Source organism: Yoonia sp. TsM2_T14_4 (genome assembly GCF_049602355.1).
GTDB classification, from domain to species: domain Bacteria; phylum Pseudomonadota; class Alphaproteobacteria; order Rhodobacterales; family Rhodobacteraceae; genus Yoonia; species Yoonia vestfoldensis_A.
Genome location: NZ_CP187137.1, coordinates 2732617 through 2755616, shown reverse-complemented (window position 1 = coordinate 2755616; position 23000 = coordinate 2732617). Strand labels below are relative to the sequence as shown.

Genomic DNA, 23000 nt, shown 5'->3' with positions numbered 1-23000 from the left:
CGCAAAACCCGCTATCGCGCAAAACAAGAGATTTTGACGCAAAGGCATCCCGCATGACCGCCCCTAAAAAAGTTGTTCTGGCCTATTCCGGTGGCCTTGATACATCCATCATCCTCAAATGGCTGCAGACCGAGTACGGCTGCGAGGTCGTGACCTTCACCGCCGATCTGGGTCAGGGCGAAGAGCTGGAACCCGCCCGCGCCAAGGCGGAAATGATGGGTGCCAAATCCATCTATATCGAAGATTTGCGCGAAGAGTTCGTGCGCGACTTCGTGTTCCCGATGTTCCGCGCAAATGCGCTTTATGAGGGACTTTACCTGCTCGGCACATCTATTGCCCGGCCGCTGATCTCCAAACGGCTGGTCGAAATTGCTGCCATTGAAGGTGCCGATGCCGTGGCCCATGGTGCGACCGGCAAGGGCAATGATCAGGTACGGTTCGAATTGGCCGCCTATGCGCTGAACCCCGATATCAAGGTGATCGCGCCATGGCGCGAATGGGATCTGACCAGCCGCACGAAACTGCTGGAATTTGCCGAAGCCAACCAGATCCCCGTAGCCAAAGACAAACGCGGCGATGCACCGTTCAGCGTGGATGCAAACCTGCTGCACACATCCTCTGAAGGCAAGGTGCTGGAAAACCCCGGTGAGGAGGCGCCCGATTACGTCTATCAGCGCACCGTTGCCCCCGAAGATGCGCCAAATACCCCCGAAATGGTGGAAATCACCTTTGAACGTGGCGATGCCGTGGCGATCAACGGCGAGGCGATGTCGCCCGCCACGATTCTGACCAAGCTGAACGAACTGGGCGGAAAACATGGTGTCGGCCGCCTTGATCTGGTGGAGAACCGCTTTGTCGGAATGAAATCGCGCGGGATCTATGAGACACCCGGAGGCACAATTTTGCTCGAGGCACATCGCGGCATCGAACAGATCACGCTGGATTCAGGTGCTGGCCATTTGAAAGACAGTATCATGCCGCGCTATGCCGAACTGATCTATAACGGATTCTGGTTCAGCCCCGAGCGCGAGATGCTGCAGGCCCTGATCGACAAAAGCCAAGAACATGTAACCGGTACCGTGCGCGTGAAACTGTACAAAGGCTCTGCCAGCACCGTTGCGCGCTGGTCCGACCGGTCGCTTTATTCCGAGGCGCATGTGACGTTTGAAGATGACGCCGGTGCCTATGACCAGAAAGACGCGCAAGGGTTCATCCAGTTGAACGCCCTGCGGCTGAAACTGCTGGCATCGCGCGCACGCCGCCTGAAATGACGCTGGCGGATATCACGGCCTTGCTGCAACGGGGCGTCGATCACGCGCCGTTGCAGGGGTCGCTGAAATTCGATTGCGGGGCTGACGGGGTCGTCGTGCTGGAAAACAACACGACATCGAACACCGACCGCCCCGCCAATTGCACCATCCGCATCACGCTGGACAATCTGGCGAAGCTCGTCAAAGGCAAGCTGAACCCGATGACAGGGGTCGTCACCGGCAAGCTGAAAGTGTCCGGCGACGCACGCATTGCGCTGAAACTGGGCGAGTTGCTGAAGGGCTAAAGCGGCAATTTTTTCAAATGTTTCTCTAAACGCTTGAAAGCCTGACGGCGGCCAGTTTCTCATAGAACGGCATGGCGTCGCGGCACAGCTGCGCTGCCTCGCCAGCGAGTTCCGGCAAATCCCCCTCTGCCCCGGCAAAGCCTGTGCTTTGATGCACGGCGTTATACCAGTGGCTGGCCCATATCCCGTCTTCGGCCTTGGGGCCTGCGGGCCAGTTCAGCATCGCGGGATCGAACGCGAGATCAATCGCGGTACAGAGTTTACGCAGCATGCCTTCGGGATCGGCGCGGATATCGGCGCTGTCGATCACAACGCCGCCCAGACGGTCATAAAGCGCGGCTTGCTGCGGGTAGCCGATATCCTCCAGCGTCATGTGATCCATCTTGGCACCATAGCTCGCAATCACCCGTGCGGGATGGCGGATCAAATGCACGTTCACACATTGCGACGCCCAGTCGAGCGGGAAACCCGCGATCATGTGATGCGGCATATGTTTCATGTAGAAATGCGGCTTATGGGCCGAAATAGTGTCTAAACAGCGCCGCCCGACCTCAGCAGGGTTGGTTTCATGCTCAGCGATGATTGCGTTCTTCATCGGATGGTCAGCCCCCGTCGCCGCCAGATAGGGTGCATAGAACGGTTCATCCCAGATCGCGCAATCAGCGCGGTTGCCAAATGCATACATCATCGCGGTGGACAAGTTCCGCGGGCCGGACCACATAGCGATCCTCATGATGTGGCGACCAGATCTTTGTAGAGCGCGCGCAAACGGGTCGTGACGGGGCCAAGTTCGCCGGTGCCGATAACACGCCCGTCAATCATGCTGACGGGGGTTTGCGCGCCGAAGGTGCCGGTCAGAAACGCCTCATCCGCGCTGTAGGTGTCGACAAGGCTGAAATTGCGTTCAAAAACAGGGATGTCATTGGCGCGACACAGGTCGATGACCTTTTGGCGGGTGATTCCGTTCATGCAATAATCGCCCGTGCTGGTCCAGACCTGCCCCTTTTTCACGATAAAGAAGTTGCAGGCATTGGTCGTGTTCACGAACCCATGCACATCGAGCATCAGCGCCTCGTCCGCGCCCGCCTTTTGCGCGGCGATGCAAGCAAGGATGCAGTTCAGCTTGGAATGGCTGTTCAATTTGGGGTCTTGGGTCATCGGCAAACCACGCATGTGCGGGACGGTGGTCAGCGTGATCGGGCGGGGTATTTTCGGGCGCGAATGTTCCATGATGATGACAAACGTCGGCCCCTGCTGCGACAGGTTCGGGTGTTGGAAAGGCCGCGTTTTCACCCCCCGCGTGACCATCATGCGCGCATGGGCGTCGGTGGTCATGCGATTGGCTTTTTGCGTGTCTAACAAAGCAGAAATGACACCTTTTCGGTCCAACCCGACATCCAGATCAATGGCTTTCGCAGCCTCGAACAGCCGGTCGTTATGGTCGTCTAGAAAGGCCCATTTGCCGTCATAAAGCCGCAACCCTTCCCACACACCATCGCCCAGCATGAAACCGCTGTCATAGACACTGATAACTGCCTGCGCCTTGGGGACGATGCGACCGTCAACATAGATCAGGATCGCGTCGTTACGGGCGTCTTGTTCGGCCTGATGGGTGGTGACGTCGGACATGGTTCAACCTCTGGACTGGAATGCCTGCACTTCGGACAGATCGGGGATCACATCGGCTGTGCCATGGCGCATGACCATCAACGCAGCCGCGCGCATCGCCTGCCCGATCGCCTGCGCCATCGGCATGCCACGATCCAGGCCCGCAAGGACATAACCGGTAAACGTATCGCCTGCACCGGTGGTATCGACAGGATCGACCTTGATCGCAGGGAAATGCTGGTGGCCAGCAGTCCCATACCAATCGGCGCCATTTGCGCCCAAGGTTACGATCACATCAGCCACGTCCAGATCGGCGGGCGTCTTGCCCGTGGCTTGGCGCAGCTGGTCGGCCTCGACTGCGTTCAGGATCAAGAAATCAAGATAGGGCAGCACTGCCAACACCCTGTCCGCATCAAAAGGTGCTGCGGCATAGGCAACGCGCAACGCCATCTTGCGACCCAGACTGGCGGCGGTTCGTTGCAGGTTGGTTTCGTTCTGGATTACCAGCCAATCACCTGTCTGCGCTTCGGCCATCGCGTTTTGCAAGGTGGTCTGCGGGATTTCGGCATTCGCCCCCGGATGCAGCAGGATCGCGTTTTCGCCCGCAGGGTCCACCATGATGACCGCCTGCGCAGTTTCAGTGTCTAACACGGCGATATTACGGGTATCCACGCCATATTCCAGTAGACGTTCTACCGCCCATAGCCCGTCATTTCCCACCGCGCCGATGTGATGCACGCGCGCCGCGGCGCGGGCAGCGGCGACGGACATATTCGCCCCTTTGCCACCAAGGAACATCTGGCGGCCTGTCGTGCTTATCGTCTCGCCGGGCGCGGGAATATGCGGCACAGCATAAACGACATCGGCATTGATCGACCCAAGGTTCCAGATGGCCATCAATCAATCCCGCAGGCGGCGATCACAGCCATGTTCAAAATATCGTTCACAGTGGACACCGTGGAACAGATCTGCACCGGCTTGCCCACGCCTGACAGGATCGGGCCGATCACGGTCGCGCCGGCCATTTCCTGCATCAATTTTACGGAAATTGACGCAGAATGTCGCGCTGGCACCACAAGCACATTGGCGGGGCCAGTCAGGCGCGAAAATGGGTAGTTTTCCTGCGCCCGTGGATTCAGCGCAACATCCACGGTCATTTCGCCTTCGTATTCGAAATCGACGCAGCGGTTGTCCAGAACAACGGGGGCCTTGCGCATCTTTTCAGCACGCTCGGACACAGGCGACCCAAAGGTGGAAAATGACAAAAACGCCACGCGCGGTTCCAACCCCAGATCGCGGGCCACGGATGCGCCGCGTTCGGCAATATCGGCCAAATCGTTTTCATCCGGCCATTCATGAACCAGCGTATCGGTGATCAGCACGATCCGCCCCTTGTGCAGCACGGCAGTCACACCGACAGCACCATCATGCGGCTGTGCGTCGAAAACATGGTTGATCAGTTCCAGCACATGGGCCGATTTCCGGGTCGCCCCTGTCACCATGCCATCGGCATGCCCATGCGCCAGCATCAGCGCGGCAAAAACATGCCGGTCGCGCGCGGCAAGCCGGTGAATATCCTGCGCATCGAACCCGTTACGCTGCAGGCGTTTGTAAAGAAACGCCTTATAGGTTTCCAGATGGGTGGTGTTGGCGGCGTTCACCACGTCGATTTCATCGACAGCCTCGGCCAGACCTTCGGCGGTCAGCTTGGCGCGGACATCGTCGGACCGGCCCACGACCAGCGCCTTGCCCATGCCGGCGCGCTGGTACAGTACGGCGGCGCGCAACACGCGCGGATCATCACCTTCGGCAAAAACCACTGTCGATTGCGCGGCACGCGCCCGTGCGTTCAGGCTGCGCAGGATTGATGCTGTCGGGTCCATGCGGGATTTCAACGAAAGCTCATAGGCGTCCATATCCACGATGGGCCGCCGCGCGACGCCGGTTTTCATGCCAGCCCGCGCAACAGCGGTCGGAATCCGGTGGATCAGGCGGGGATCAAAGGGTGTGGGGATGATGTAATCACGCCCAAACGAAAGTTTCTTGCCATAGGCCATGGCGACCTCGTCCGGCACATCCTCGCGCGCCAATGCGGCCAAGGCTTCGGCGCAGGCGATCTTCATCTCGTCGTTGATGGCGCGGGCGTGAATATCGAGCGCACCACGGAACAGATAGGGAAAGCCCAGCACATTGTTGACCTGATTGGGGTAATCGCTGCGACCCGTGGCGACGATGGCGTCAGGGCGGACGGCATGCGCCTCCTCGGGAGTAATCTCGGGATCGGGATTCGCCATTGCGAAAATCACGGGGTTCGGGGCCATGCTGGCGACCATGTCCTGCGTGACGGCCCCTTTGGCGCTGACGCCAAGGAAAACATCGGCATCTTTCATCGCATCGGCAAGGCTGCGGGCATCCGTTACCACGGCGTGGGCAGATTTCCACTGGTTCATGCCCTCGGTGCGGCCTTGATAGATCACGCCCTTGGTATCGGCCATGATACAGTTGTCATGCCGCGCGCCCATCGATTTGAGCAGTTCCAGACAAGCGATCCCTGCTGCCCCCGCACCATTCAGCACGATTTTGACATCTTCGATCTTTTTGCCTGACAGATAGAGCGCGTTCAAAAGGCCCGCAGCACAGATCACAGCAGTGCCGTGCTGGTCGTCGTGGAACACCGGGATGTCCATTTCTTCCTTCAGCCGCTGTTCGATGATGAAACATTCAGGGGCTTTGATGTCTTCCAGATTGATCCCGCCAAAGGTCGGCCCCATCAGGCGAACAGCGTTGCAGAACGCATCGGGGTCTTCGGTGTCCAGTTCAATATCGATGGAATTGACGTCGGCAAAGCGTTTGAACAGGACGGATTTGCCCTCCATCACCGGCTTGGACGCCAACGCACCCAAATTGCCAAGGCCCAGCACAGCCGTACCGTTCGAGATCACAGCGACCAGATTGCCCTTGTTGGTATAATCATAGGCAGTGGCCGGGTTGGCAAAGATTTCCTCGCACGGGATCGCCACTCCGGGGGAATAGGCCAGCGACAGGTCACGCTGCGTGGTCATCGGCACCGTGGCCTGAATTTCCCATTTGCCGGGTGTCGGCTGCATGTGAAATTGCAACGCATCTTCGCGGGTAAGTTTGTTCTTGGCCATGTGGTTCCCCCTCTGTCCGCCATTCATAGCGGGTTCCGCCCGACACCCGCAACGGGTACATTTCGGGGTTTCGCCGCAAGGGTGCGCTGGGTAGTGTGCAGCGACGGTGCGCGGGGGCAAAATGAACACGACAGCCACACCCATGATGGCCCAATACCATGAAATCAAGGCACAGCATCCTGATGCCTTGCTGTTCTATCGCATGGGCGATTTCTATGAGATGTTTTTCGACGATGCCGTCGCCGCCGCAGACGCGCTGGATATCGCGCTGACCAAACGCGGCAAGCATGAGGATGAGGACATCCCGATGTGTGGCGTGCCTTATCATGCTGCCGAAGGGTATTTCCTCACGCTGATCCGCAAGGGATTTCGTGTCGCTGTCTGCGAACAGATGGAAAGCCCGGCCGAGGCCAAGAAACGCGGCCACAAGTCGGTGGTCCGGCGCGAGGTCGTGCGCCTTGTCACGCCCGGGACATTGACCGAAGATTCCTTGCTCGATGCGCGGCGGCACAATTATCTGGTGGCGTTTCATGTGGTGCGTGACCAAGGCGCGCTAGCCTGGGTCGACATTTCGACAGGGGCGTTTCATGTGATGCCTTGCGCGGGGGCGAAACTGGGGCCGGAACTGGCACGTTTGACCCCGCGCGAAGTGATCGTAGTCGACAGCGCACAAGGTGATTGGTCAACGTTAGTGTCTGAATCTAACGCTGTGTTGACGACATTGGGAGCGTCAGCTTTTGACAGCACCGCAGGCGAAAAACGGCTTTGCGCGTTGTTCAAGGTCGGATCGTTGGATGCTTTTGGTGCGTTTGAACGCGCCGAGATCGCGGCGATGTCTGCCGTGGCAGAATATCTGGAGATCACGCAGCGCGGCAACCTACCGCTGCTGCGCCCACCCGTGCGTGAAACCCAGAAATCCGCGATGCAGATCGACGCTGCGACACGGCGGTCGCTGGAATTGACCCATGCACTGGCGGGAGGACGGCAAGGGTCGCTGCTGGCCTGTATCGACCGGACGGTGACGGCGGGTGGGGCGCGGCTGCTGGAACGGCGACTTGCATCGCCCAGCTGCGATCTGAGGATCATTACCGAACGACAGGATGCAGTGGCCTTTATGCTGGACCAGACACGGTTATGTGATGATATCCGCAGCGATTTGCGCGGCACGCACGATCTGGACCGCGCTTTGTCGCGGCTGGCGCTGGACCGGGGCGGGCCGCGCGACATGGCGGCGATCCGCAACACGATTGCACAGGCGGCGCGACTGCCAGTGCATCCAGACATGCCACCGCTGCTGGCCAATGTGGCGCGAGATTTGGCTGGGCATGACGTGTTAGTCGCGCTTCTGGATGCCGCATTGATCGCCGAACCGCCACTGCTGGCGCGCGATGGCGGGTTTATCGCCGCAGGCTATGACGCGGAACTGGACGAGGCGCGCAAGCTGCGCGACGAAGGCCGGTCCGTGATCGCGGGGATGCAGGCCGATTTCATCGTACAGACGGGGATCTCCTCGCTCAAGATCAAGCATAACAATGTTCTGGGCTATTTTATCGAGACCACCGCGACCCATGCGGAAAAGATGCTGACCCCACCGTTGAACGACACCTTCATCCACCGCCAGACCACCGCCAACCAAGTGCGTTTCACAACGGTAGAGCTGTCAGAGATCGAAACCCGCATCCTGAACGCAGGCGGGCATGCATTGGAGATTGAAAAGCGGCTCTATTCCAGCCTGAAAGACGCTATTCTGGCGCAGGCAGGGCCACTTGGTGCGCTGGCACGCGCCCTGGCGGAGGTGGATCTGGCAAGCGCGCTCGCGCATCTGGCACGCACCGAAAACTGGGTGCGGCCAAAGCTAGACGACAGCCGCGCCTTTGCGATCACCGGCGGGCGGCATCCGGTGGTGGAAATGGCCCTGCAAAAGCAGGGTGCGCCATTTGTCGCCAATGATTGCACGCTGACAGATGCAAGGGTCTGGTTGCTGACCGGACCAAACATGGCGGGTAAATCGACCTTTCTGCGGCAGAATGCGCTGTTGGCGATCCTCGCGCAGATGGGCGGATTTGTACCTGCCCAGGCTGCACATATCGGCATCGTCAGCCAGATTTTCAGCCGTGTAGGCGCATCGGACGATCTGGCGCGCGGGCGGTCCACCTTTATGGTCGAAATGGTGGAAACGGCAGCGATTCTGAACCAAGCCGACGACCGGGCGCTGGTTATACTAGATGAAATCGGGCGCGGTACGGCGACCTATGACGGGTTGTCGATTGCTTGGGCGACGCTGGAACATCTGCATGATGTGAACCGCTGCCGCGCGCTGTTCGCTACGCATTACCATGAGATGTCGGCGCTGTCAGCCAAGCTGGATGGCGTGGAAAACGCCACCGTCACGGTCAAGGAATGGGACGGCGACGTGATTTTCCTGCACGAGGTAAAGCGCGGTACGGCGGATCGCAGCTATGGTGTGCAAGTGGCACGGCTGGCGGGGTTGCCGCAGGTCGTGGTGGACCGCGCCAAGGTGGTGCTGGAAGCATTGGAAAAAGGCGAACGAGAGGGCGGGCGCAAGGCATTCGTGGACGATCTGCCATTGTTTGCGGCGATGCCCGCGCCGCCGCCCGTGAAACACCAAGTGTCAGAGGTTGAGGCGCGGTTGAAAGGCGTGATGCCGGATGAACTGACGCCAAAGGATGCCTTGGCGCTGATTTATGAATTGCGCGGGATGGTAGGGTCGGGGTGAAACCCCGACCTACGATGCCGGTGTTGACGATACGCCGACTTGTGCAGGGCGCAGCAGACGGTCGTGCAACATGAATCCTTCGGCAGCGACCTGAATGATGTCGCCGGCCTTGGTGCCAGGCAACGGAGCCTCGAACATCGCCTGATGCAGTTGCGGATCGAAACGGTCGCCGACTTGCGGCACAATTGGATCGATCCCGTGCTTTTTAAAGACGGAGATCAACTCGCGCATTGTGAGTTCGACACCTTCGAGCAGCGCTTTGTTGATGTCCTGTTCAGCCTCATCGGCGGACATCAGCGCGCGGCGCAAGTTATCGTAGATCGGCAGCATGTCGCGGGCGAAACGGGCGCTGCCGTAGTTTTCAGCCTCGCGCCGGTCGCGGTCGGCGCGTTTGCGGGTGTTTTCCGCATCAGCCAATGCGCGCATGAATTTATCACGAAATTCGTCACGCTCGGCGCGCAGCGCTTCTAACTCTTCGATGCCAGCCTCGGGGGCTTGATCCATCATATCGCCTTCGGCGGCCATTTCATCGAGGCTTTGGTATGCGGCGTCTTTGTCGGCCATGTCTGTCTTCCTTCAGGAACGGTCGGCAATCATTTTGCCCACCAACTGTGCAGTATAATTCACGATTGGCACGATCCGGCCATAATTGAGCCGAGTCGGGCCAATGACGCCCACGGCGCCAATGATCTTGCGGTCGGCGTTCATATAAGGGGAAACGACCAGAGATGAACCCGTCAAAGAGAACAATTTGTTCTCGGACCCGATAAAAATCCGCACACCATCGCCATCCTGAGCGAGATCAAGAAACTGGGCGATGTCACGCTTGCGTTCCAGATCATCGAAGAGCGATCGGATGCGCTCCAAATCGCCTTCGTTTTCGTTATCAGTCAACAGGTTGCCACGCCCCCGCACAATCAGCCGTTCGGTGGATTCGCCTTCGTTTTCCCATAAAGCAAGGCCGCTTTGCACCAGTTCGGCGGCAAGGGTGTCAATCTCGCGACGGCGGGCCTTGATTTCGCGTAAAATCACCTGCCCCAGCTCGGACAGGGTATGCCCTTCGGCAATCGCATTCAGGAAATTCGCCGCCTCGCGCATGGATGACGGGGTTTGGCCGGGGGGGGGCGTGAAAATTCGGTTTTCGACATGACCATCGGCAAAGACCAGCACCACCAGTGCGCGGTCCTTGTTGAGGGACACGAATTCGATATGCTTGATTGCGGCCTCGTGTTTCGGTGTCAAGACAAGGCTGGCGCCATGTGTCACACCCGACAGCGCCTGCCCAACCTGATCCAGCATCGTCACGACATCGCTGTCAGCGGATTGCATCGTCTGGTCGATGGCTTGCCTGTCCTTGCCATCCAGGTCACCGATCTCCAGCAAGCCATCGACGAACATCCGAAGGCCAAGCTGGGTAGGCACACGGCCTGCACTGACATGAGGGCTGCCCAAAAGGCCGAGATATTCAAGATCTTGCATCACGTTGCGGATCGTGGCGGCGCTGACCTTTTCGGACAGCGTGCGTGTCAGGCTGCGCGAGCCGACCGGCGCACCGCTTTCCAGATAGCCTTCGACGACGCGCCGAAAGACTTCGCGCGAACGGTCGTTCATCTGGGTGATGTTCGGGGTTTGGTCTGACACTTTGTCCTCTTTCAGGGCGCCGGCAGTAAAGGCCAAGTTCTGCGATCCGTCAATCGGGGTTGGATTTCAGATCTTTGCATACTATGCCCGCATGGCAAGCAACAGGAGTATTCCCATGCGTCCATCCGGCCGTCAGATCAATGAAATGCGCAACGTGACAATCGAGACTAATGTCACGATGCATGCCGAAGGGTCCTGCCTGATCAAATGCGGCAATACCCATGTGCTGTGTACCGCGACGATCGACGACCGCGTGCCACCGTTCTTGAAGAATTCCGGTCTAGGCTGGGTGACTGCTGAATACGGGATGTTGCCGCGCGCGACAAATACACGGATGCGGCGCGAAGCAAAAGAAGGCCAATCCGGCCGGACACAAGAGATCCAGCGCCTGATCGGGCGGTCATTGCGCGCCGGCGTGGACCGTGTGGCCTTGGGTGAACGGCAAATCATCGTGGATTGCGATGTCATTCAGGCGGATGGTGGCACGCGCTGTGCGTCGATCACCGGCGGATGGGTCGCGCTGAAACTGGCGGTGCTGAAGTTGATGAAAACGGGGCAGATCATCAGTGATCCGCTGGTCGATCCGGTGGCGGCGATTTCCTGCGGCATCTATGCTGGGCAGGAAGTGTTAGACCTCGATTATCCCGAAGACAGCGAAGCAGGAGTCGATGGCAATTTTGTCATGACCGGCGGGCGGTTGGTCGAAGTGCAGATGTCAGCGGAAGGGGCGACCTTTAGCCGTGCGCAGATGGACGGGCTGCTGGGCTTGGCCGAGAAAGGTGTGGCTGAATTGACGGCCCTGCAACTGGCCGCGGTACGCTAATGCGCAGGTTTGCGGGCGATCGTCTGTTGGTCGCGACCCATAATCAGGGCAAGCTGGACGAAATTGCCGATCTTCTGTCACCGTTTGGCGTGATGCTGTCCAGCAACGCCGATCACGGGTTGCCGGAACCAGAGGAGACCGAGACGACCTTTGTCGGCAACGCGCGGATCAAGGCGCATGCGGCGGCACAGGCCACTGGCTTGCCCGCCCTTTCCGACGACAGCGGGATCACGATTGACGGGCTGGGCGGCGCGCCGGGGGTCTATACGGCGGATTGGGCCGAAACGCCGCAAGGGCGCGACTTTGGCATGGCGATGAACCGCGCATGGGCGGAGCTGGAGGCGGCAAGAGCCCCGTTTCCGCGTCTGGCGCAGTTTCGCTGCACACTGGTGCTGGCCTGGCCGGATGGCCATGATGAGGTGTTCGAAGGTGTCATGGCAGGGCAGATCGTTTGGCCGATGCGGGGCGATCAGGGGCATGGCTATGACCCTATCTTTCAACCCGAAGGTTATGCCCAGACATTTGGCGAAATGGACCGCTGGGAGAAGAATAAGATCAGCCATCGCGCCGATGCTTTCGCCAAGTTGATTGCAGGCTGTTTTGGCTGAGGATTGGGAACACGGAGGCTTCGGCCTTTATATCCATTGGCCATTTTGTCAGGCCAAATGCCCCTATTGCGATTTCAATTCGCATGTTGTGACGCAGATCGACCACAAGGCGTGGGAATCTGCTTATCTGAGCGAAATCAGTAGGTTGGGTGCCGAGACGGAGGGCCGTATCCTACGGTCAGTGTTCTTTGGGGGCGGCACACCCAGCATGATGGACCCCGCGGTTGTCGATGCGGTTCTAACGCGGGTGCGCGCGACTTGGCCGATGGCCAATGATATCGAGATCACGCTGGAAGCGAACCCGACCTCGGTTGAGGCCGAGCGGTTCGCCGGATATCGTGCCGCAGGTGTGAACCGTGTCTCTATGGGGATACAGGCGCTCAATGATCCCGATCTGAAAGCATTGGGGCGTTTGCACGGGCGAGATGAGGCCTTGCGGGCTTTTGAAATCGCACGGGGCGTATTTGATCGGGTGAGTTTTGATTTGATCTATGCGCGGCAGGGGCAAACATTGGCGGCGTGGGAAGCTGAATTGGCTGAGGCATTGAGCCTCGCCGTGGATCATCTGTCGTTGTATCAGCTGACGATCGAGGATGGGACGGCCTTTGGTGATCGTTATGCCGCTGGCAAGCTGCGGGGATTGCCAGATGATGATGCAGCGGCGGATATGTATGCGCTGACACAAGAGGTTTGCACGGCGCATGGGTTTGCAGGCTATGAAGTATCCAACCACGCGCGGGCCGGATGTGAAAGCATCCATAATCAGATTTATTGGCGCTATGGTGATTACGCAGGGATCGGACCAGGTGCGCATGGGCGGCTGACACTGGGTGGTCACCGCCATGCGACCGAGGCAGAGCTATCGCCGCTGGCGTGGTTGTCTCAGGTCCGCAAGACCGGCAATGGCGACCTGACACGCAGCATGCTGGATGATGCGGCACAGGCGACGGAACGCCTGTTGATGGGAATGCGATTGACCGAAGGTGTGATGTTGGAACGGCTTGATATCGCAGCTTTATCAAGCAAGATCAGTTATCTATCTGACATAGGCATGGTAGAAATTGAACAGGGCAGATTGCGTGCGACAGCGGCGGGCCGGCCCGTGCTGAATGCTGTCTTGCGGGTTTTGCTAGAGGATTAATTCCCAGCCAAGGCGCGCAGAAGATCGTCGAGTTGATCAAGTGATTTGTAGCTGATCGAGATCTTACCGCCTTCATCCCCCGCCTTGTGATCAATCGTGACCTTCATGCGCAACGTCGCTGAAAGTTCATTCTCGATCTGGATCGTGTCAGGGTCTTTGGGCACTGGCGCACCCGTTACTGAGCGACGTTTTAGTGCCGGGCCTTTCTTGGCGAGGTTTTCAGCCTCGCGCACCGAGAGTTTCCGCTGGATATATTCGCGCGCGAGCATCACCGCCTGCGGATGGCCGACAAGCGTGCGGGCATGACCAGCCGTCAGCGCGCCGGAGACAAGGTAGCCTTGCACCTCTTCGGGCAGCGATAGAAGCCTGAGAAGATTGGCAATATGGCTGCGGCTTTTGCCCAGAGCGGTCGCCATCTGGTCTTGGGTATGGCCAAATTTGTCCATCAGCTGACGATAGCTGGCAGCCTCGTCAACCGCATTGAGATCGGCCCGCTGGATGTTTTCGATAATCGCTACTTCGAGAACTTCTGTATCGGTGTAATCGCGCACCAGCACAGGAACGTCATGCAGTTTAGCTATCTGAGCGGCACGCCAGCGGCGCTCACCTGCGACAATCTCGTAGCTGTCAGGGTCTTGTGGCGACAACCGGACGATCAGAGGCTGGATGATCCCCTTTTCAGCAATGGATGCTGCCAATTCGCGCAACGCGTCTTCGGCGAAGGTGCGGCGGGGCTGGTCAGGGTTGGGGCGGATGCGTTCGACCGGGACGATCATGTCAGGTCGTGGGGGGCTGGTCGTGGATGCTTCAGGCTGGCCGACATCGGACATCAGGGCAGACAGGCCCCTTCCCAGACCGCGCGGATTTTTGGTGCTGCGTGCCATGATGCTAGGCCCTTTGTTTCTTTGATTTCTTGATAACTTCGCGGGCCAATGCGCGGTAGGCGATACTGCCTTTGGACGACGAATCATAGGTGAGTACCGGCATGGCAAAAGACGGAGCCTCACTGAGGCGGACGTTGCGCGGGATCACTGTCTTGAACACCATGTCACCCATGTTATCGCGCGCGTCTTGTTCCACTTGCAGCGACAGGTTGTTCCGACCGTCATACATTGTAAGCACAATCCCTTCGATCCGAAGATCAGGGTTAGCGGACTGGCGGACGTCACGGACAGTCAAAATGAGTTGCGATAGACCTTCGAGGGCGAAGAATTCGCTTTGCAGCGGAACAAGGATGGAGTGGGCAGCGACCATCGCATTCACCGTCAATATGTTGAGTGACGGTGGACAATCAATCAATATATAGTCGTATCCGGTGACAGATTGAAGCGCATTGCGCAGCAGAAAACTGCGTTTCTTGTTGTCGAGCAGTTCCATATCAGCAGAGCTGAGGTCTGTTGTCGCCGGGACGATCATCAAACCGGCAACATTTGTAGGCTGCGTCGCCTCCAACACTGTCGAATCACCAGACAGGACGTCGTATGTTGTGATGTCGCGATGATCTGTCGCAACCCCAAGACCTGTAGAGGCGTTTCCCTGCGGATCAAGGTCGATCAACAGGACACGTTTTTTCAGCTCTGCCAACGCCGCGCCCAGGTTGATCGTGGTGGTTGTTTTGCCCACCCCACCCTTTTGATTCGCGATAGCGATGATTTTTGGCCCAGCTTCTGCGATATCAAGCGGCACGGCATATCCTTTGAATCAAGAGCAGTCGCGCCTCAGGATCAGTCAAACTAGGCTGCTCTTCAAGCTCAAAGCGCCAATTCTGACGCGCCTCGGCAATTTCTGTGCTGGCCTGCCTGCCTTTGTGCATGATCGCGAGGCCAGCGGGGTGAATGTGCTGCATAATAAGCGGTAACAGAAACGAAACGCTGCCCAAGGCGCGCACCGAAACAACATCTGCGCCAGCTGGCGGGACCTCTTCGATACGATCTGCAAGCACACGCGCCGTCAGGCCCAGCTCTCGAATGGCGGTTCGCAAAAAAGCCACTTTGCGCTGGTCGCTTTCGATCAAAACAAACTGCGCATCCGGATGGCGCACCTTGCCAAGGATCGCAGCAACGATACCCGGAAATCCACCACCACTACCAATATCCAGCCAGAGGTGAAAATCATCAGGCGCATGGCGGTAGACCTGCACGGAGTCAACAACGTGACGATCCCATATCATAGCATGAGAACTGGGGCTGATCAGATTAATCTTGGGTGTCCATTTTAGAACAAGCGCCGCGAAGGCCTGCAAATCTGCCAATGTTTCACGTGAAACATCGATGCCTCCAACGTCCACCATTTCGTCAGGTCCCAGTCGCTGCTAGCGCATGTCGCTTGATTGCGCCAATCAACAGCATCAGTGCGGCTGGCGTCATCCCTTCGATCCGGCCCGCCTGCGCAATGGAGACTGGCCGGGTTTTTTGCAGCTTGGTGACCAATTCCGTCGATAACCCGCGCACACCCAGATAATCGAGGCCGTCCGGGATCAACTGCGCCTCGTCCCGCTCCAAGGCTGAAACGTCCTTTTCCTGGCGCAAAATGTAATGCGCATAAAGCGCATCTTTCTTGACCTGCTCCTGTATCTCCGGCGCAATATCTGATGTTTCTGGCGAAATTTGCATAAGTTGTGCAAAGCCAAAGTCCGCTAGCGCCAAAGCTTCCAATGCAGTTTTGCGTGGACCATCGGGATTCAGTTGAGCGCCAGCTGCAGTAATATCGCGTGCGGACAGATAGATTTTTCCGAGCCGTGACTTTGCATCGGTAATCTTGTCCATCTTGGCACTGAACACAGACCACCGTAGCTCGCCAATACAACCTATTGCGCGTCCGCGCGCTGTCAGGCGTTGATCCGCATTATCCGCACGCAGCGACAGCCGGAATTCTGCCCGTGAGGTGAACATGCGGTAAGGTTCAGATACACCGCGAGTGATCAAATCATCAATCATCACCCCGATATAAGATTCCCGCCTGCTGAACAGAACGGGCTCTTTATCAAGAGCCGCCGCGGCGGCATTCAGCCCTGAAACCAGTCCTTGTGCCGCAGCTTCCTCATATCCTGTCGTGCCGTTAATCTGCCCGGCAAGGTACAACCCCGGCACATCACGTAATTCCAACGTTTGCCGTAGGGAGCGTGGATCGACATAATCGTATTCTATGGCGTAGCCTGGCTGCAAGATGATGGCGTTTTCTAGCCCATGGATGGACCTGACATAATCCAGCTGCACATCTTCGGGCAGTGATGTCGATATCCCGTTCGGATAAATTGTGTGATCGTTCAAGCCTTCGGGTTCCAGAAAGATCTGATGCGATGTTTTGTCGGCAAAACGCACAACTTTATCCTCGATCGAAGGACAATAGCGCGGCCCAACCCCGTCTATATGGCCGCCATACATTGCCGACCGTCCAAGGTTTGCACGAATAATATCGTGTGTTTGCTCATTCGTGTGGGTAATCCCACAATTGACCTGCTGCGCAAAGACAGATTTCGACAGAAAGGAAAACAACACCGGATCATCGTCAGACGGCTGACTTTCCAAAATATCCCAGCGAATGGTCCGCCCGTCCAGGCGTGGCGGTGTACCCGTTTTTAACCGTCCCATCGGCAAACCAAAGCCATCCAGCCGTTCGGCCATATGCACAGACGGATCATCGCCCATACGCCCACCGGGGCGGGACACCTCACCGATGTGAATAACGCCACGCAGAAAGGTGCCCGTCGTCAGGATGACGTTTTTTGATGTTACCATCTGGCCGTCGCGCAGATAAATACCGGCGACGCGGTCTCCGTCGATCACCAAATCAGTGGCTTCACCTTCCAGAATTGTCAGATTGGGTTGCGCGGCCAGCACCGCCTGCATCGTGTCACGATAAATCACCCGATCCGTTTGCGCGCGCGGACCCTGAACGGCCGGGCCCTTTTTACGGTTCAGCAAGCGGAACTGAATCCCCGCGCGATCAGCAACCTGGCCCATCGCGCCATCAAGCGCATCAATCTCACGGACAAGATGACCCTTGCCCAATCCACCGATCGCAGGGTTGCACGACATGACGCCAATTGACCGACGCGTCAATGTCACCAGCACCGTCCGTGCACCCATGCGCGCAGCGGCATGTGCAGCTTCGCTACCTGCATGGCCACCACCGATAACGATGACGTCATAGTCATAATGTTTCACGTGAAACACTCCTCATTTGCCGATGCAAAAACTGGAAAATATCTCGTCCAGCACCTGCTCTACATCAACGCGGCCGACAAGGCTATCCACTGCGCGGATGGCTGTCCGCAAATCCTCGGCGATCAGGTCCAGCATACCGTGTTCGGCATCCAGCCACGCCCCGGCATCATCCAGTGATGTCACAGCGCGGAGCAAGGCGACCCGATGCCGCTCCCGCATCGCCAACCCAACGGACGCAACACGCCTGCCCAATTCCCCTGAAATCAGTGCAATCAGCGCCTCAACACCCGTCCCCGACAGCCCGGAAACGGCAAGCCCACCACCGGCCCCTGTATCGGCCTTAGCCCGAACATAGATATCGCCCGCCGCCAGATCATGTGATGGCACCGGCGCATCCAGCAGCATATGAACGCGCATATCTGCCTGTTCCGCACGCGCACGCGCACGCGCAACGCCCAAGCTTTCAACAAGGTCATCAGTGTCCCGCAGGCCCGCCGTATCCAGCAGCGTCACAGGGATACCGTCAAGATCCAGGCGCACCTCGATCACATCACGCGTTGTGCCGGCAATTTCGGATGTGATTGCCACATCACGCCGTGCCAACCGGTTCATCAGGGTAGATTTTCCAACATTCGGCGCCCCGACAATCGCCACCTCAAACCCGTCGCGCAACCGCTCAGCCATGCGTACACCGGCAGCCTCGCGGGCCATCTCGCTGCGCACAGCCTGCAACAAGTCGCGCACTTCCGGCACGACATCGACCGGCACATCCTCGTCTACAAAATCAATCGTTGCCTCAAGCAACGCCGCCGCACGGATCAACCTTTTCCGCCAGCTATCTGCAATCTCGCCCAAAGCTCCGGAAAATACGCGTACAGCTTGTCTTCGCTGGCTTTCCGTTTCAGCGTCAATGAGATCAGCCAACCCTTCAACTTGCGCAAGATCCAGGCGTCCATTTGTCAGCGCGCGGCGCGTAAATTCACCAGCCTCTGCAGGTCGCATCGCCGGATCATCGCCAAGAATACGCAGCACAGCCGAAACAACGGCAGGACTGCCATGCAAATGCAGCTCAACCACGTCTTCACCGGTAAAGCTTTTGCCATCCGCAAACCGTAGCACGAACGCTTCGTCAACCAGATCACCTGCACGGTCGCGCAAAGCACGCAATCCGCGCGCCACCGGCACGTCTCCCATCAACCTCGCGGTAGATGCAAACGCCTCTGGTCCGGAAATGCGTATAACTGCAACGCCTGCCCGTCCCCGGGCAGTGGCAAGTGCAAAAATCGTATCCATATCTCTAACTCATTGTCTTAAAACAATAAGTTAAGTGTTCATCGAGTCAAAAAAGTCTGAATTCGTCTTTGTCTGCTTCAACTTCCCGATCAGGAATTCGATCGCATCTGTTGTCCCCATCGGGTTCAGAATACGGCGCAGCACGTAGGTCTTGGCAAGGTCTGATTTCTCGACCAGCAATTCCTCTTTCCGCGTCCCGGACTTCAGAATATCCATCGCTGGGAACACGCGCTTATCAGCAACCTTGCGGTCCAGAACAATCTCGCTGTTGCCAGTGCCTTTGAACTCTTCAAAAATCACTTCGTCCATCCGGCTGCCAGTATCAATCAGGGCCGTTGCGATGATGGTCAGCGAACCGCCTTCTTCGATGTTGCGTGCCGCACCAAAGAACCGCTTGGGCCGCTGCAATGCATTGGCATCCACGCCACCCGTCAGCACCTTACCAGACGACGGCACCGTCGTGTTGAACGCGCGACCCAGCCGTGTGATCGAATCCAGCAGGATCACCACATCACGCTTGTGCTCTACCAACCGTTTGGCCTTCTCGATCACCATTTCAGCCACAGCAACGTGGCGCGTCGCTGGTTCATCGAACGTCGACGACACGACCTCACCCTTCACCGACCGCTGCATATCGGTCACCTCTTCAGGGCGCTCATCGATCAGCAAAACGATCAGGTAACATTCCGGGTGATTTTTCTCGATCGAATTGGCGATGTTTTGCAACAGCACCGTCTTGCCTGTCCGCGGTGGTGCAACAATCAACGATCGCTGTCCTTTCCCGATCGGCGCGACAAGGTCGATGATCCGCGCAGACCTGTCCTTGACCGTCGGATCAGCGATTTCCATCGTCAACCGTTCTTCGGGGTACAACGGGGTCAGGTTATCAAACGCAACTTTGTGACGCGCCCGTTCCGGATCTTCAAAATTGATCCGCTCGACCGATGTCAAAGCGAAATACCGCTCATTATCGTTCGGTTCCTTCATCACGCCTTCCACCGTATCACCGGTTCGCAGCGAATACTGCCGGATCATATCAGGCGAAACATAGATATCATCCGGTCCTGGTAGGTAATTCGCCTCTGGCGAGCGCAGAAAACCAAATCCGTCCTGCAAGACTTCCAGCACACCATCACCGCCGATAACCCATTCATCATCCGCACGTTCTTTTAGGATTGCGAACATCATGTCGCCCTTGCGCATGGTCGAGGCGTTCTCAATCTCCAGCTCTTCTGCCATCGACAAAAGGTCTTTCGGGCTCTGGGCCTTCAGATCGGCAAGGTTCAAACGGTCTTGTTGCATGCGAAAATCCAGTGCTGGCATCAAAACCAGCGATATAGGGACGGAGGGGGAAATTAATGACCCGGACGGATCACAAGCATCTGGTAATAGCGGATGCCTGCAGAGTCAACGTGCCTTCAAAATGGTCGCACGATCACAGCCGTCACGATCACGACCATCAAAACCGTCGGCACCTCATTGAACAACCGATACGTCCGTCCAGAGCGTGTGTTTTGCCCTGCAGCGAATTCCTTGCGGCGCTTTGCCATCCAGCCATGCGCCGCCGTCATCGCCAGTACAGAAACAATCTTGATCCATGACCAAGCAGCACCCCAATCGAAGACGCCCATGGACAGCAGCACAAGCCCTGCCAGCCATGCTACGATCATCGCCGGATTCATGATCAACCGTAGCAGCTTTTCTTCCATGACCTGAAACGTCTGATCAAGCTCTGATCCCACCGCTGACCTCTCAGCGTGATAAACAAAAAGCCGAGGTAGATAGAATAAACCAGCCATCCAGGCGATCACAGCCATGATGTGCAGCGCTTTGATCCAAGGATACAGGCTGAAATACAGGTCGGGCATCGGATACTCGCTTTGACTGGGTCAGACCTCTTAAATAATTATATATATAGAAAGAAAAGATGATGTTGAATTTAGTGCATCATTTTCCTGTGGTTTCTTTTTTCATCCGCAGACTTATCAACAGCACCACACGCTTGAAAATAAACATCGCTGATAATCCATATTAAAAAAAATATGTTCGTAACCAGCATGTTACGAGACTTTTTTCACCGCGCTATCAAACCGACATGTGCCTTGACAGCTGCTCACTCAACGATTCGTCCACAGCCAGTACTTATACTTTCCCACGGTGGAAAAGACTGGTTGGTCGCGCGAACAAGCCTAGGTTCTTCCACAGCCTGGCGGTAACAGGGTTTTCAAGCTCGGTTTCCGGCCCCATTATGACCACGTTTTCCATCGGGTTATCCACATGCAAGACAAGATTATCCTCGCGTCGGGTTCAGCGATCCGTGCAGAACTACTCCGTAAAGCCGATGTTGCCTTCACAGTGCAGATCGCACGGATAGACGAAGACGCCGTGCGCGCATCCTTGCAAGCTGACAACGCGTCGCCGCGCGACATCGCGGATACTTTGGCTGAACTCAAGGCGCAAAAGGTGGCCTCGAAACACCCTGATACGCTGGTTATCGGGTGTGACCAGATCCTTGCTCTTGATCAGGATATTCTAACCAAGCCGGACACAAAGGCCCAGGCATTGGATCAGCTACGCACGTTGCGCGGGCGCAAGCATCAGCTGCTCTCAGCCGCTGTTATCTATGGCGATGGCAAGCCGCTTTGGCGCCATGTCGGGACCGTGCGCCTTCACATGCGTGACGCCTCCGATGACTATCTCGCCGCCTATGTCGACCGAAACTGGGACAGTATCCGGCATGCTGTCGGTGCCTATAAGCTCGAAGAAGAAGGCGTGCGTCTTTTTACACGCATCGAAGGAGATTATTTCAATGTTCTTGGCCTGCCTTTGCTTGAACTCTTGTCATATCTGACGTTTCGCGGAACATTGCAGACATGACAGATTTTCCCCGCGCCGGTGTGATCGGCAACCCGATCAGCCATTCCCTCTCGCCTAAGCTGCACGGCCATTGGCTGCGGCGCTACGGTATCAACGGCAGCTACGATGCCCTGCAGGTCACCGAAGATGGCTTAGAGCGTACGCTACGGTCTCTGCCGGCCCAAGGTTATGTCGGCGTGAACGTCACACTCCCCCACAAAGTTGCGGTCTTGCAGATCGCTGACCAATTGACTGACCGTGCCACGCTGATCGGTGCGGCAAATACACTGACTTTCAAAGATGATGGAAGAATTTTTGCAGATAATACAGATGGTTACGGGTTCTTAGAAAACCTGCGTCAAGGTGCGCCCGGCTGGGATGCCAAGACCGGACCGGCAGTTGTCTTTGGCGCCGGTGGCGCCGCCCGTGCCGTGCTCGTTTCCCTGATCGAGGCTGGCGTGCCCGAAATCATCCTTACCAACCGTACCCGCCCAAAGGCTGAATCCCTGCGCGCCGATTTTGGTGCGCGGATCAGGATCGTTGATTGGGTACAGGCAGGCTCTGTCCTGTCTGATGCCGCCACGGTGGTGAACACGACCTCGCTTGGGATGAAAGGTGGGCAGGAATTCCGCGTGCCGCTGGATGGTTTGCGCTCCGGCACCGTTGTCACCGATATCGTTTATACGCCGCTGCGCACCAAATTCCTTGATGCCGCCGCTGAAAAAGGCTGCGTGACTGTAGACGGTCTGGGCATGTTGTTGCATCAGGGCGTGCCCGGGTTTGAACGCTGGTTCGGCAAACGGCCAGAGGTGGATGACGACTTGCGTCGTGCCGTCCTGTCATGACGCATCACCTTGGCCTGACAGGGTCGATCGGCATGGGCAAATCCACGACAGCCCAGATGTTCCGCGATGCTGCTGTGCCGGTCTGGGATGCTGACGCTAGCGTGCATACACTATACGCACAGGGCGGCGCGGCTGTTCCCCTTCTTGGCGATGTCTTTCCTGATGCCATCATCGATGGTGCAGTGTCACGCGATAAACTAAAACACATTATCGCGAATAACCCTTCAGGCTTGGCTAAAATAGAACATATTGTCCATCCGTTGGTCGCGGCAGACCGGCGCGCCTTTGTGGCAAATTACGATGCCCCGCTTTTGGTTTTCGACATTCCATTGCTGTTCGAAACAGGTGCGGATAGCTGGCTGTCCTCTGTTCTTGTCGTAACTGTGCCGCCCGCGGTGCAGCGCGGCCGTGTGCTGGCCCGTCCGGGCATGACGCCACAGCATCTTGACCAGATCCTGCAACGCCAGATGCCCGATGCTGAAAAACGCGCCCGCGCCGATCACGTGATCGAGACGCTGACGCTGGACGGCACCCGCGCCGCCGTGCAAGAACTGATCGGCAAGCTGACGGGATAA

The 23000-nt window shown here is 57.4% G+C and carries 22 protein-coding genes; 9 read left to right on the top strand and 13 right to left on the bottom strand.

Features of this window, described 5'->3' with window-relative positions; translation table 11 throughout:
• The first annotated feature begins 53 nt into the window (after nt 1-53).
• Together ACPF9B_RS13690 and ACPF9B_RS13685 are read left to right on the top strand one after the other, a co-directional pair.
• On the top strand, nt 54-1271 hold the full coding sequence (locus ACPF9B_RS13690; RefSeq protein WP_007206301.1) for an argininosuccinate synthase: 1218 nt from the start codon (nt 54-56) through the stop codon (nt 1269-1271).
• Nucleotides 1268-1555: an SCP2 sterol-binding domain-containing protein gene (locus ACPF9B_RS13685; protein ID WP_424178075.1), complete on the top strand. Its 288-nt coding sequence runs from the start codon at nt 1268-1270 to the stop codon at nt 1553-1555. Before ACPF9B_RS13690 ends, ACPF9B_RS13685 begins: the two co-directional genes overlap by 4 nt.
• Before the next feature lie 25 nt (nt 1556-1580).
• On the opposite strand, the gene ACPF9B_RS13680 is transcribed toward ACPF9B_RS13685, so the two are convergent.
• The 4 genes from ACPF9B_RS13680 to ACPF9B_RS13665 are packed head-to-tail and all read right to left on the bottom strand — an operon-like array spanning nt 1581 to nt 6315.
• The gene (locus tag ACPF9B_RS13680; protein WP_424178073.1) at nt 1581-2288 is read right to left on the bottom strand and encodes an HAD family hydrolase; all 708 of its coding nucleotides are present in this window, start codon (nt 2286-2288) and stop codon (nt 1581-1583) included.
• Entirely contained in the window at nt 2285-3184 is a 900-nt protein-coding gene (locus ACPF9B_RS13675) for a D-amino acid aminotransferase (protein ID WP_424178071.1), read from the bottom strand. The genes ACPF9B_RS13680 and ACPF9B_RS13675 overlap by 4 nt, the downstream gene beginning before the upstream one ends.
• A gap of 3 nt (nt 3185-3187) precedes the next feature.
• A complete protein-coding gene (locus tag ACPF9B_RS13670) occupies nt 3188-4060 on the bottom strand; it encodes a ribokinase (protein WP_424178069.1) in 873 nt (290 codons plus the stop codon).
• Nucleotides 4060-6315, bottom strand: coding sequence for an NADP-dependent malic enzyme (locus tag ACPF9B_RS13665; RefSeq protein WP_424178067.1), 2256 nt, complete (start codon nt 6313-6315; stop codon nt 4060-4062). The genes ACPF9B_RS13670 and ACPF9B_RS13665 overlap by 1 nt, the downstream gene beginning before the upstream one ends.
• 121 nt (nt 6316-6436) lie before the next feature.
• Here ACPF9B_RS13665 and mutS point away from each other — a divergent pair, with 121 nt between their 5' ends.
• Nucleotides 6437-9052, top strand: coding sequence for a DNA mismatch repair protein MutS (gene mutS, locus ACPF9B_RS13660; protein ID WP_424178065.1), 2616 nt, complete (start codon nt 6437-6439; stop codon nt 9050-9052).
• 9 nt (nt 9053-9061) lie between these two features.
• Here the strand turns inward: mutS and ACPF9B_RS13655 are convergent, their stop codons facing one another.
• Together ACPF9B_RS13655 and hrcA are read right to left on the bottom strand one after the other, a co-directional pair.
• Entirely contained in the window at nt 9062-9616 is a 555-nt protein-coding gene (locus tag ACPF9B_RS13655; protein ID WP_007206308.1) for a nucleotide exchange factor GrpE, read from the bottom strand.
• A 12-nt stretch (nt 9617-9628) separates the two neighbouring features.
• A complete protein-coding gene (gene hrcA, locus ACPF9B_RS13650; protein WP_040483278.1) occupies nt 9629-10693 on the bottom strand; it encodes a heat-inducible transcriptional repressor HrcA in 1065 nt (354 codons plus the stop codon).
• A 115-nt stretch (nt 10694-10808) separates the two neighbouring features.
• Here hrcA and rph point away from each other — a divergent pair, with 115 nt between their 5' ends.
• From rph to hemW, 3 genes are read left to right on the top strand one after another with little or no spacing between them, the layout of a single operon-like run.
• Nucleotides 10809-11516, top strand: coding sequence for a ribonuclease PH (gene rph, locus ACPF9B_RS13645; RefSeq protein ID WP_007206310.1), 708 nt, complete (start codon nt 10809-10811; stop codon nt 11514-11516).
• A complete protein-coding gene (gene rdgB, locus ACPF9B_RS13640; RefSeq protein ID WP_007206311.1) occupies nt 11516-12124 on the top strand; it encodes an RdgB/HAM1 family non-canonical purine NTP pyrophosphatase in 609 nt (202 codons plus the stop codon). The genes rph and rdgB overlap by 1 nt, the downstream gene beginning before the upstream one ends.
• On the top strand, nt 12117-13265 hold the full coding sequence (gene hemW / locus ACPF9B_RS13635) for a radical SAM family heme chaperone HemW (protein ID WP_424178061.1): 1149 nt from the start codon (nt 12117-12119) through the stop codon (nt 13263-13265). Before rdgB ends, hemW begins: the two co-directional genes overlap by 8 nt.
• Here hemW and ACPF9B_RS13630 read toward each other — a convergent pair.
• The 7 genes from ACPF9B_RS13630 to hemJ all read right to left on the bottom strand — a co-directional run bounded on the left by ACPF9B_RS13630 (nt 13262) and on the right by hemJ (nt 20592).
• Nucleotides 13262-14149 (bottom strand): ParB/RepB/Spo0J family partition protein, encoded by an 888-nt coding sequence (locus ACPF9B_RS13630; protein ID WP_424178059.1) that lies wholly within the window; start codon nt 14147-14149, stop codon nt 13262-13264. The genes hemW and ACPF9B_RS13630 overlap by 4 nt on opposite strands.
• A gap of 4 nt (nt 14150-14153) precedes the next feature.
• A complete protein-coding gene (locus ACPF9B_RS13625) occupies nt 14154-14951 on the bottom strand; it encodes a ParA family protein (RefSeq protein ID WP_424178057.1) in 798 nt (265 codons plus the stop codon).
• Entirely contained in the window at nt 14941-15555 is a 615-nt protein-coding gene (gene rsmG, locus ACPF9B_RS13620) for a 16S rRNA (guanine(527)-N(7))-methyltransferase RsmG (protein ID WP_424178055.1), read from the bottom strand. Before rsmG ends, ACPF9B_RS13625 begins: the two co-directional genes overlap by 11 nt.
• Before the next feature lie 4 nt (nt 15556-15559).
• Nucleotides 15560-17431: a tRNA uridine-5-carboxymethylaminomethyl(34) synthesis enzyme MnmG gene (gene mnmG / locus ACPF9B_RS13615; protein ID WP_424178053.1), complete on the bottom strand. Its 1872-nt coding sequence runs from the start codon at nt 17429-17431 to the stop codon at nt 15560-15562.
• A gap of 12 nt (nt 17432-17443) precedes the next feature.
• On the bottom strand, nt 17444-18724 hold the full coding sequence (mnmE, locus tag ACPF9B_RS13610; RefSeq protein ID WP_424178051.1) for a tRNA uridine-5-carboxymethylaminomethyl(34) synthesis GTPase MnmE: 1281 nt from the start codon (nt 18722-18724) through the stop codon (nt 17444-17446).
• 30 nt (nt 18725-18754) lie between these two features.
• A complete protein-coding gene (gene rho, locus ACPF9B_RS13605; protein ID WP_040482961.1) occupies nt 18755-20026 on the bottom strand; it encodes a transcription termination factor Rho in 1272 nt (423 codons plus the stop codon).
• Nucleotides 20027-20142: 116 nt separating this feature from the next.
• Nucleotides 20143-20592 carry a protoporphyrinogen oxidase HemJ gene (gene hemJ / locus ACPF9B_RS13600; RefSeq protein WP_424178048.1) on the bottom strand — a complete coding sequence of 150 codons (450 nt, stop codon included), beginning with the start codon at nt 20590-20592 and terminating at the stop codon, nt 20143-20145.
• Nucleotides 20593-21001: 409 nt separating this feature from the next.
• Here hemJ and ACPF9B_RS13595 point away from each other — a divergent pair, with 409 nt between their 5' ends.
• From ACPF9B_RS13595 to coaE, 3 genes are read left to right on the top strand one after another with little or no spacing between them, the layout of a single operon-like run.
• The gene (locus ACPF9B_RS13595) at nt 21002-21601 is read left to right on the top strand and encodes a Maf family protein (RefSeq protein ID WP_424178046.1); all 600 of its coding nucleotides are present in this window, start codon (nt 21002-21004) and stop codon (nt 21599-21601) included.
• Nucleotides 21598-22425 carry a shikimate dehydrogenase gene (locus tag ACPF9B_RS13590; protein WP_424178044.1) on the top strand — a complete coding sequence of 276 codons (828 nt, stop codon included), beginning with the start codon at nt 21598-21600 and terminating at the stop codon, nt 22423-22425. Before ACPF9B_RS13595 ends, ACPF9B_RS13590 begins: the two co-directional genes overlap by 4 nt.
• Nucleotides 22422-23000 (top strand): dephospho-CoA kinase, encoded by a 579-nt coding sequence (gene coaE, locus ACPF9B_RS13585; protein WP_424178042.1) that lies wholly within the window; start codon nt 22422-22424, stop codon nt 22998-23000. The genes ACPF9B_RS13590 and coaE overlap by 4 nt, the downstream gene beginning before the upstream one ends.

Excerpts from the sequence above, each read along its gene's own strand:
- ACPF9B_RS13675 (WP_424178071.1), bottom strand. The coding sequence starts at position 3,184 with ATGTCCGACGTCACCACCCATCAGGCCGAACAAGACGCCCGTAACGAC.
- ACPF9B_RS13690 (WP_007206301.1), top strand. The coding sequence starts at position 54 with ATGACCGCCCCTAAAAAAGTTGTTCTGGCCTATTCCGGTGGCCTTGAT.
- ACPF9B_RS13685 (WP_424178075.1), top strand. The coding sequence starts at position 1,268 with ATGACGCTGGCGGATATCACGGCCTTGCTGCAACGGGGCGTCGATCAC.
- ACPF9B_RS13590 (WP_424178044.1), top strand. The coding sequence starts at position 21,598 with ATGACAGATTTTCCCCGCGCCGGTGTGATCGGCAACCCGATCAGCCAT.
- mnmE (WP_424178051.1), bottom strand. The coding sequence starts at position 18,724 with ATGGATACGATTTTTGCACTTGCCACTGCCCGGGGACGGGCAGGCGTT.
- ACPF9B_RS13670 (WP_424178069.1), bottom strand. The coding sequence starts at position 4,060 with ATGGCCATCTGGAACCTTGGGTCGATCAATGCCGATGTCGTTTATGCT.
- hemJ (WP_424178048.1), bottom strand. The coding sequence starts at position 20,592 with ATGCCCGACCTGTATTTCAGCCTGTATCCTTGGATCAAAGCGCTGCAC.
- ACPF9B_RS13630 (WP_424178059.1), bottom strand. The coding sequence starts at position 14,149 with ATGGCACGCAGCACCAAAAATCCGCGCGGTCTGGGAAGGGGCCTGTCT.
- coaE (WP_424178042.1), top strand. The coding sequence starts at position 22,422 with ATGACGCATCACCTTGGCCTGACAGGGTCGATCGGCATGGGCAAATCC.
- rdgB (WP_007206311.1), top strand. The coding sequence starts at position 11,516 with ATGCGCAGGTTTGCGGGCGATCGTCTGTTGGTCGCGACCCATAATCAG.
- rho (WP_040482961.1), bottom strand. The coding sequence starts at position 20,026 with ATGCAACAAGACCGTTTGAACCTTGCCGATCTGAAGGCCCAGAGCCCG.
- ACPF9B_RS13680 (WP_424178073.1), bottom strand. The coding sequence starts at position 2,288 with ATGAGGATCGCTATGTGGTCCGGCCCGCGGAACTTGTCCACCGCGATG.
- ACPF9B_RS13595 (WP_424178046.1), top strand. The coding sequence starts at position 21,002 with ATGCAAGACAAGATTATCCTCGCGTCGGGTTCAGCGATCCGTGCAGAA.
- rph (WP_007206310.1), top strand. The coding sequence starts at position 10,809 with ATGCGTCCATCCGGCCGTCAGATCAATGAAATGCGCAACGTGACAATC.
- ACPF9B_RS13665 (WP_424178067.1), bottom strand. The coding sequence starts at position 6,315 with ATGGCCAAGAACAAACTTACCCGCGAAGATGCGTTGCAATTTCACATG.
- mutS (WP_424178065.1), top strand. The coding sequence starts at position 6,437 with ATGAACACGACAGCCACACCCATGATGGCCCAATACCATGAAATCAAG.
- rsmG (WP_424178055.1), bottom strand. The coding sequence starts at position 15,555 with ATGGTGGACGTTGGAGGCATCGATGTTTCACGTGAAACATTGGCAGAT.
- ACPF9B_RS13655 (WP_007206308.1), bottom strand. The coding sequence starts at position 9,616 with ATGGCCGACAAAGACGCCGCATACCAAAGCCTCGATGAAATGGCCGCC.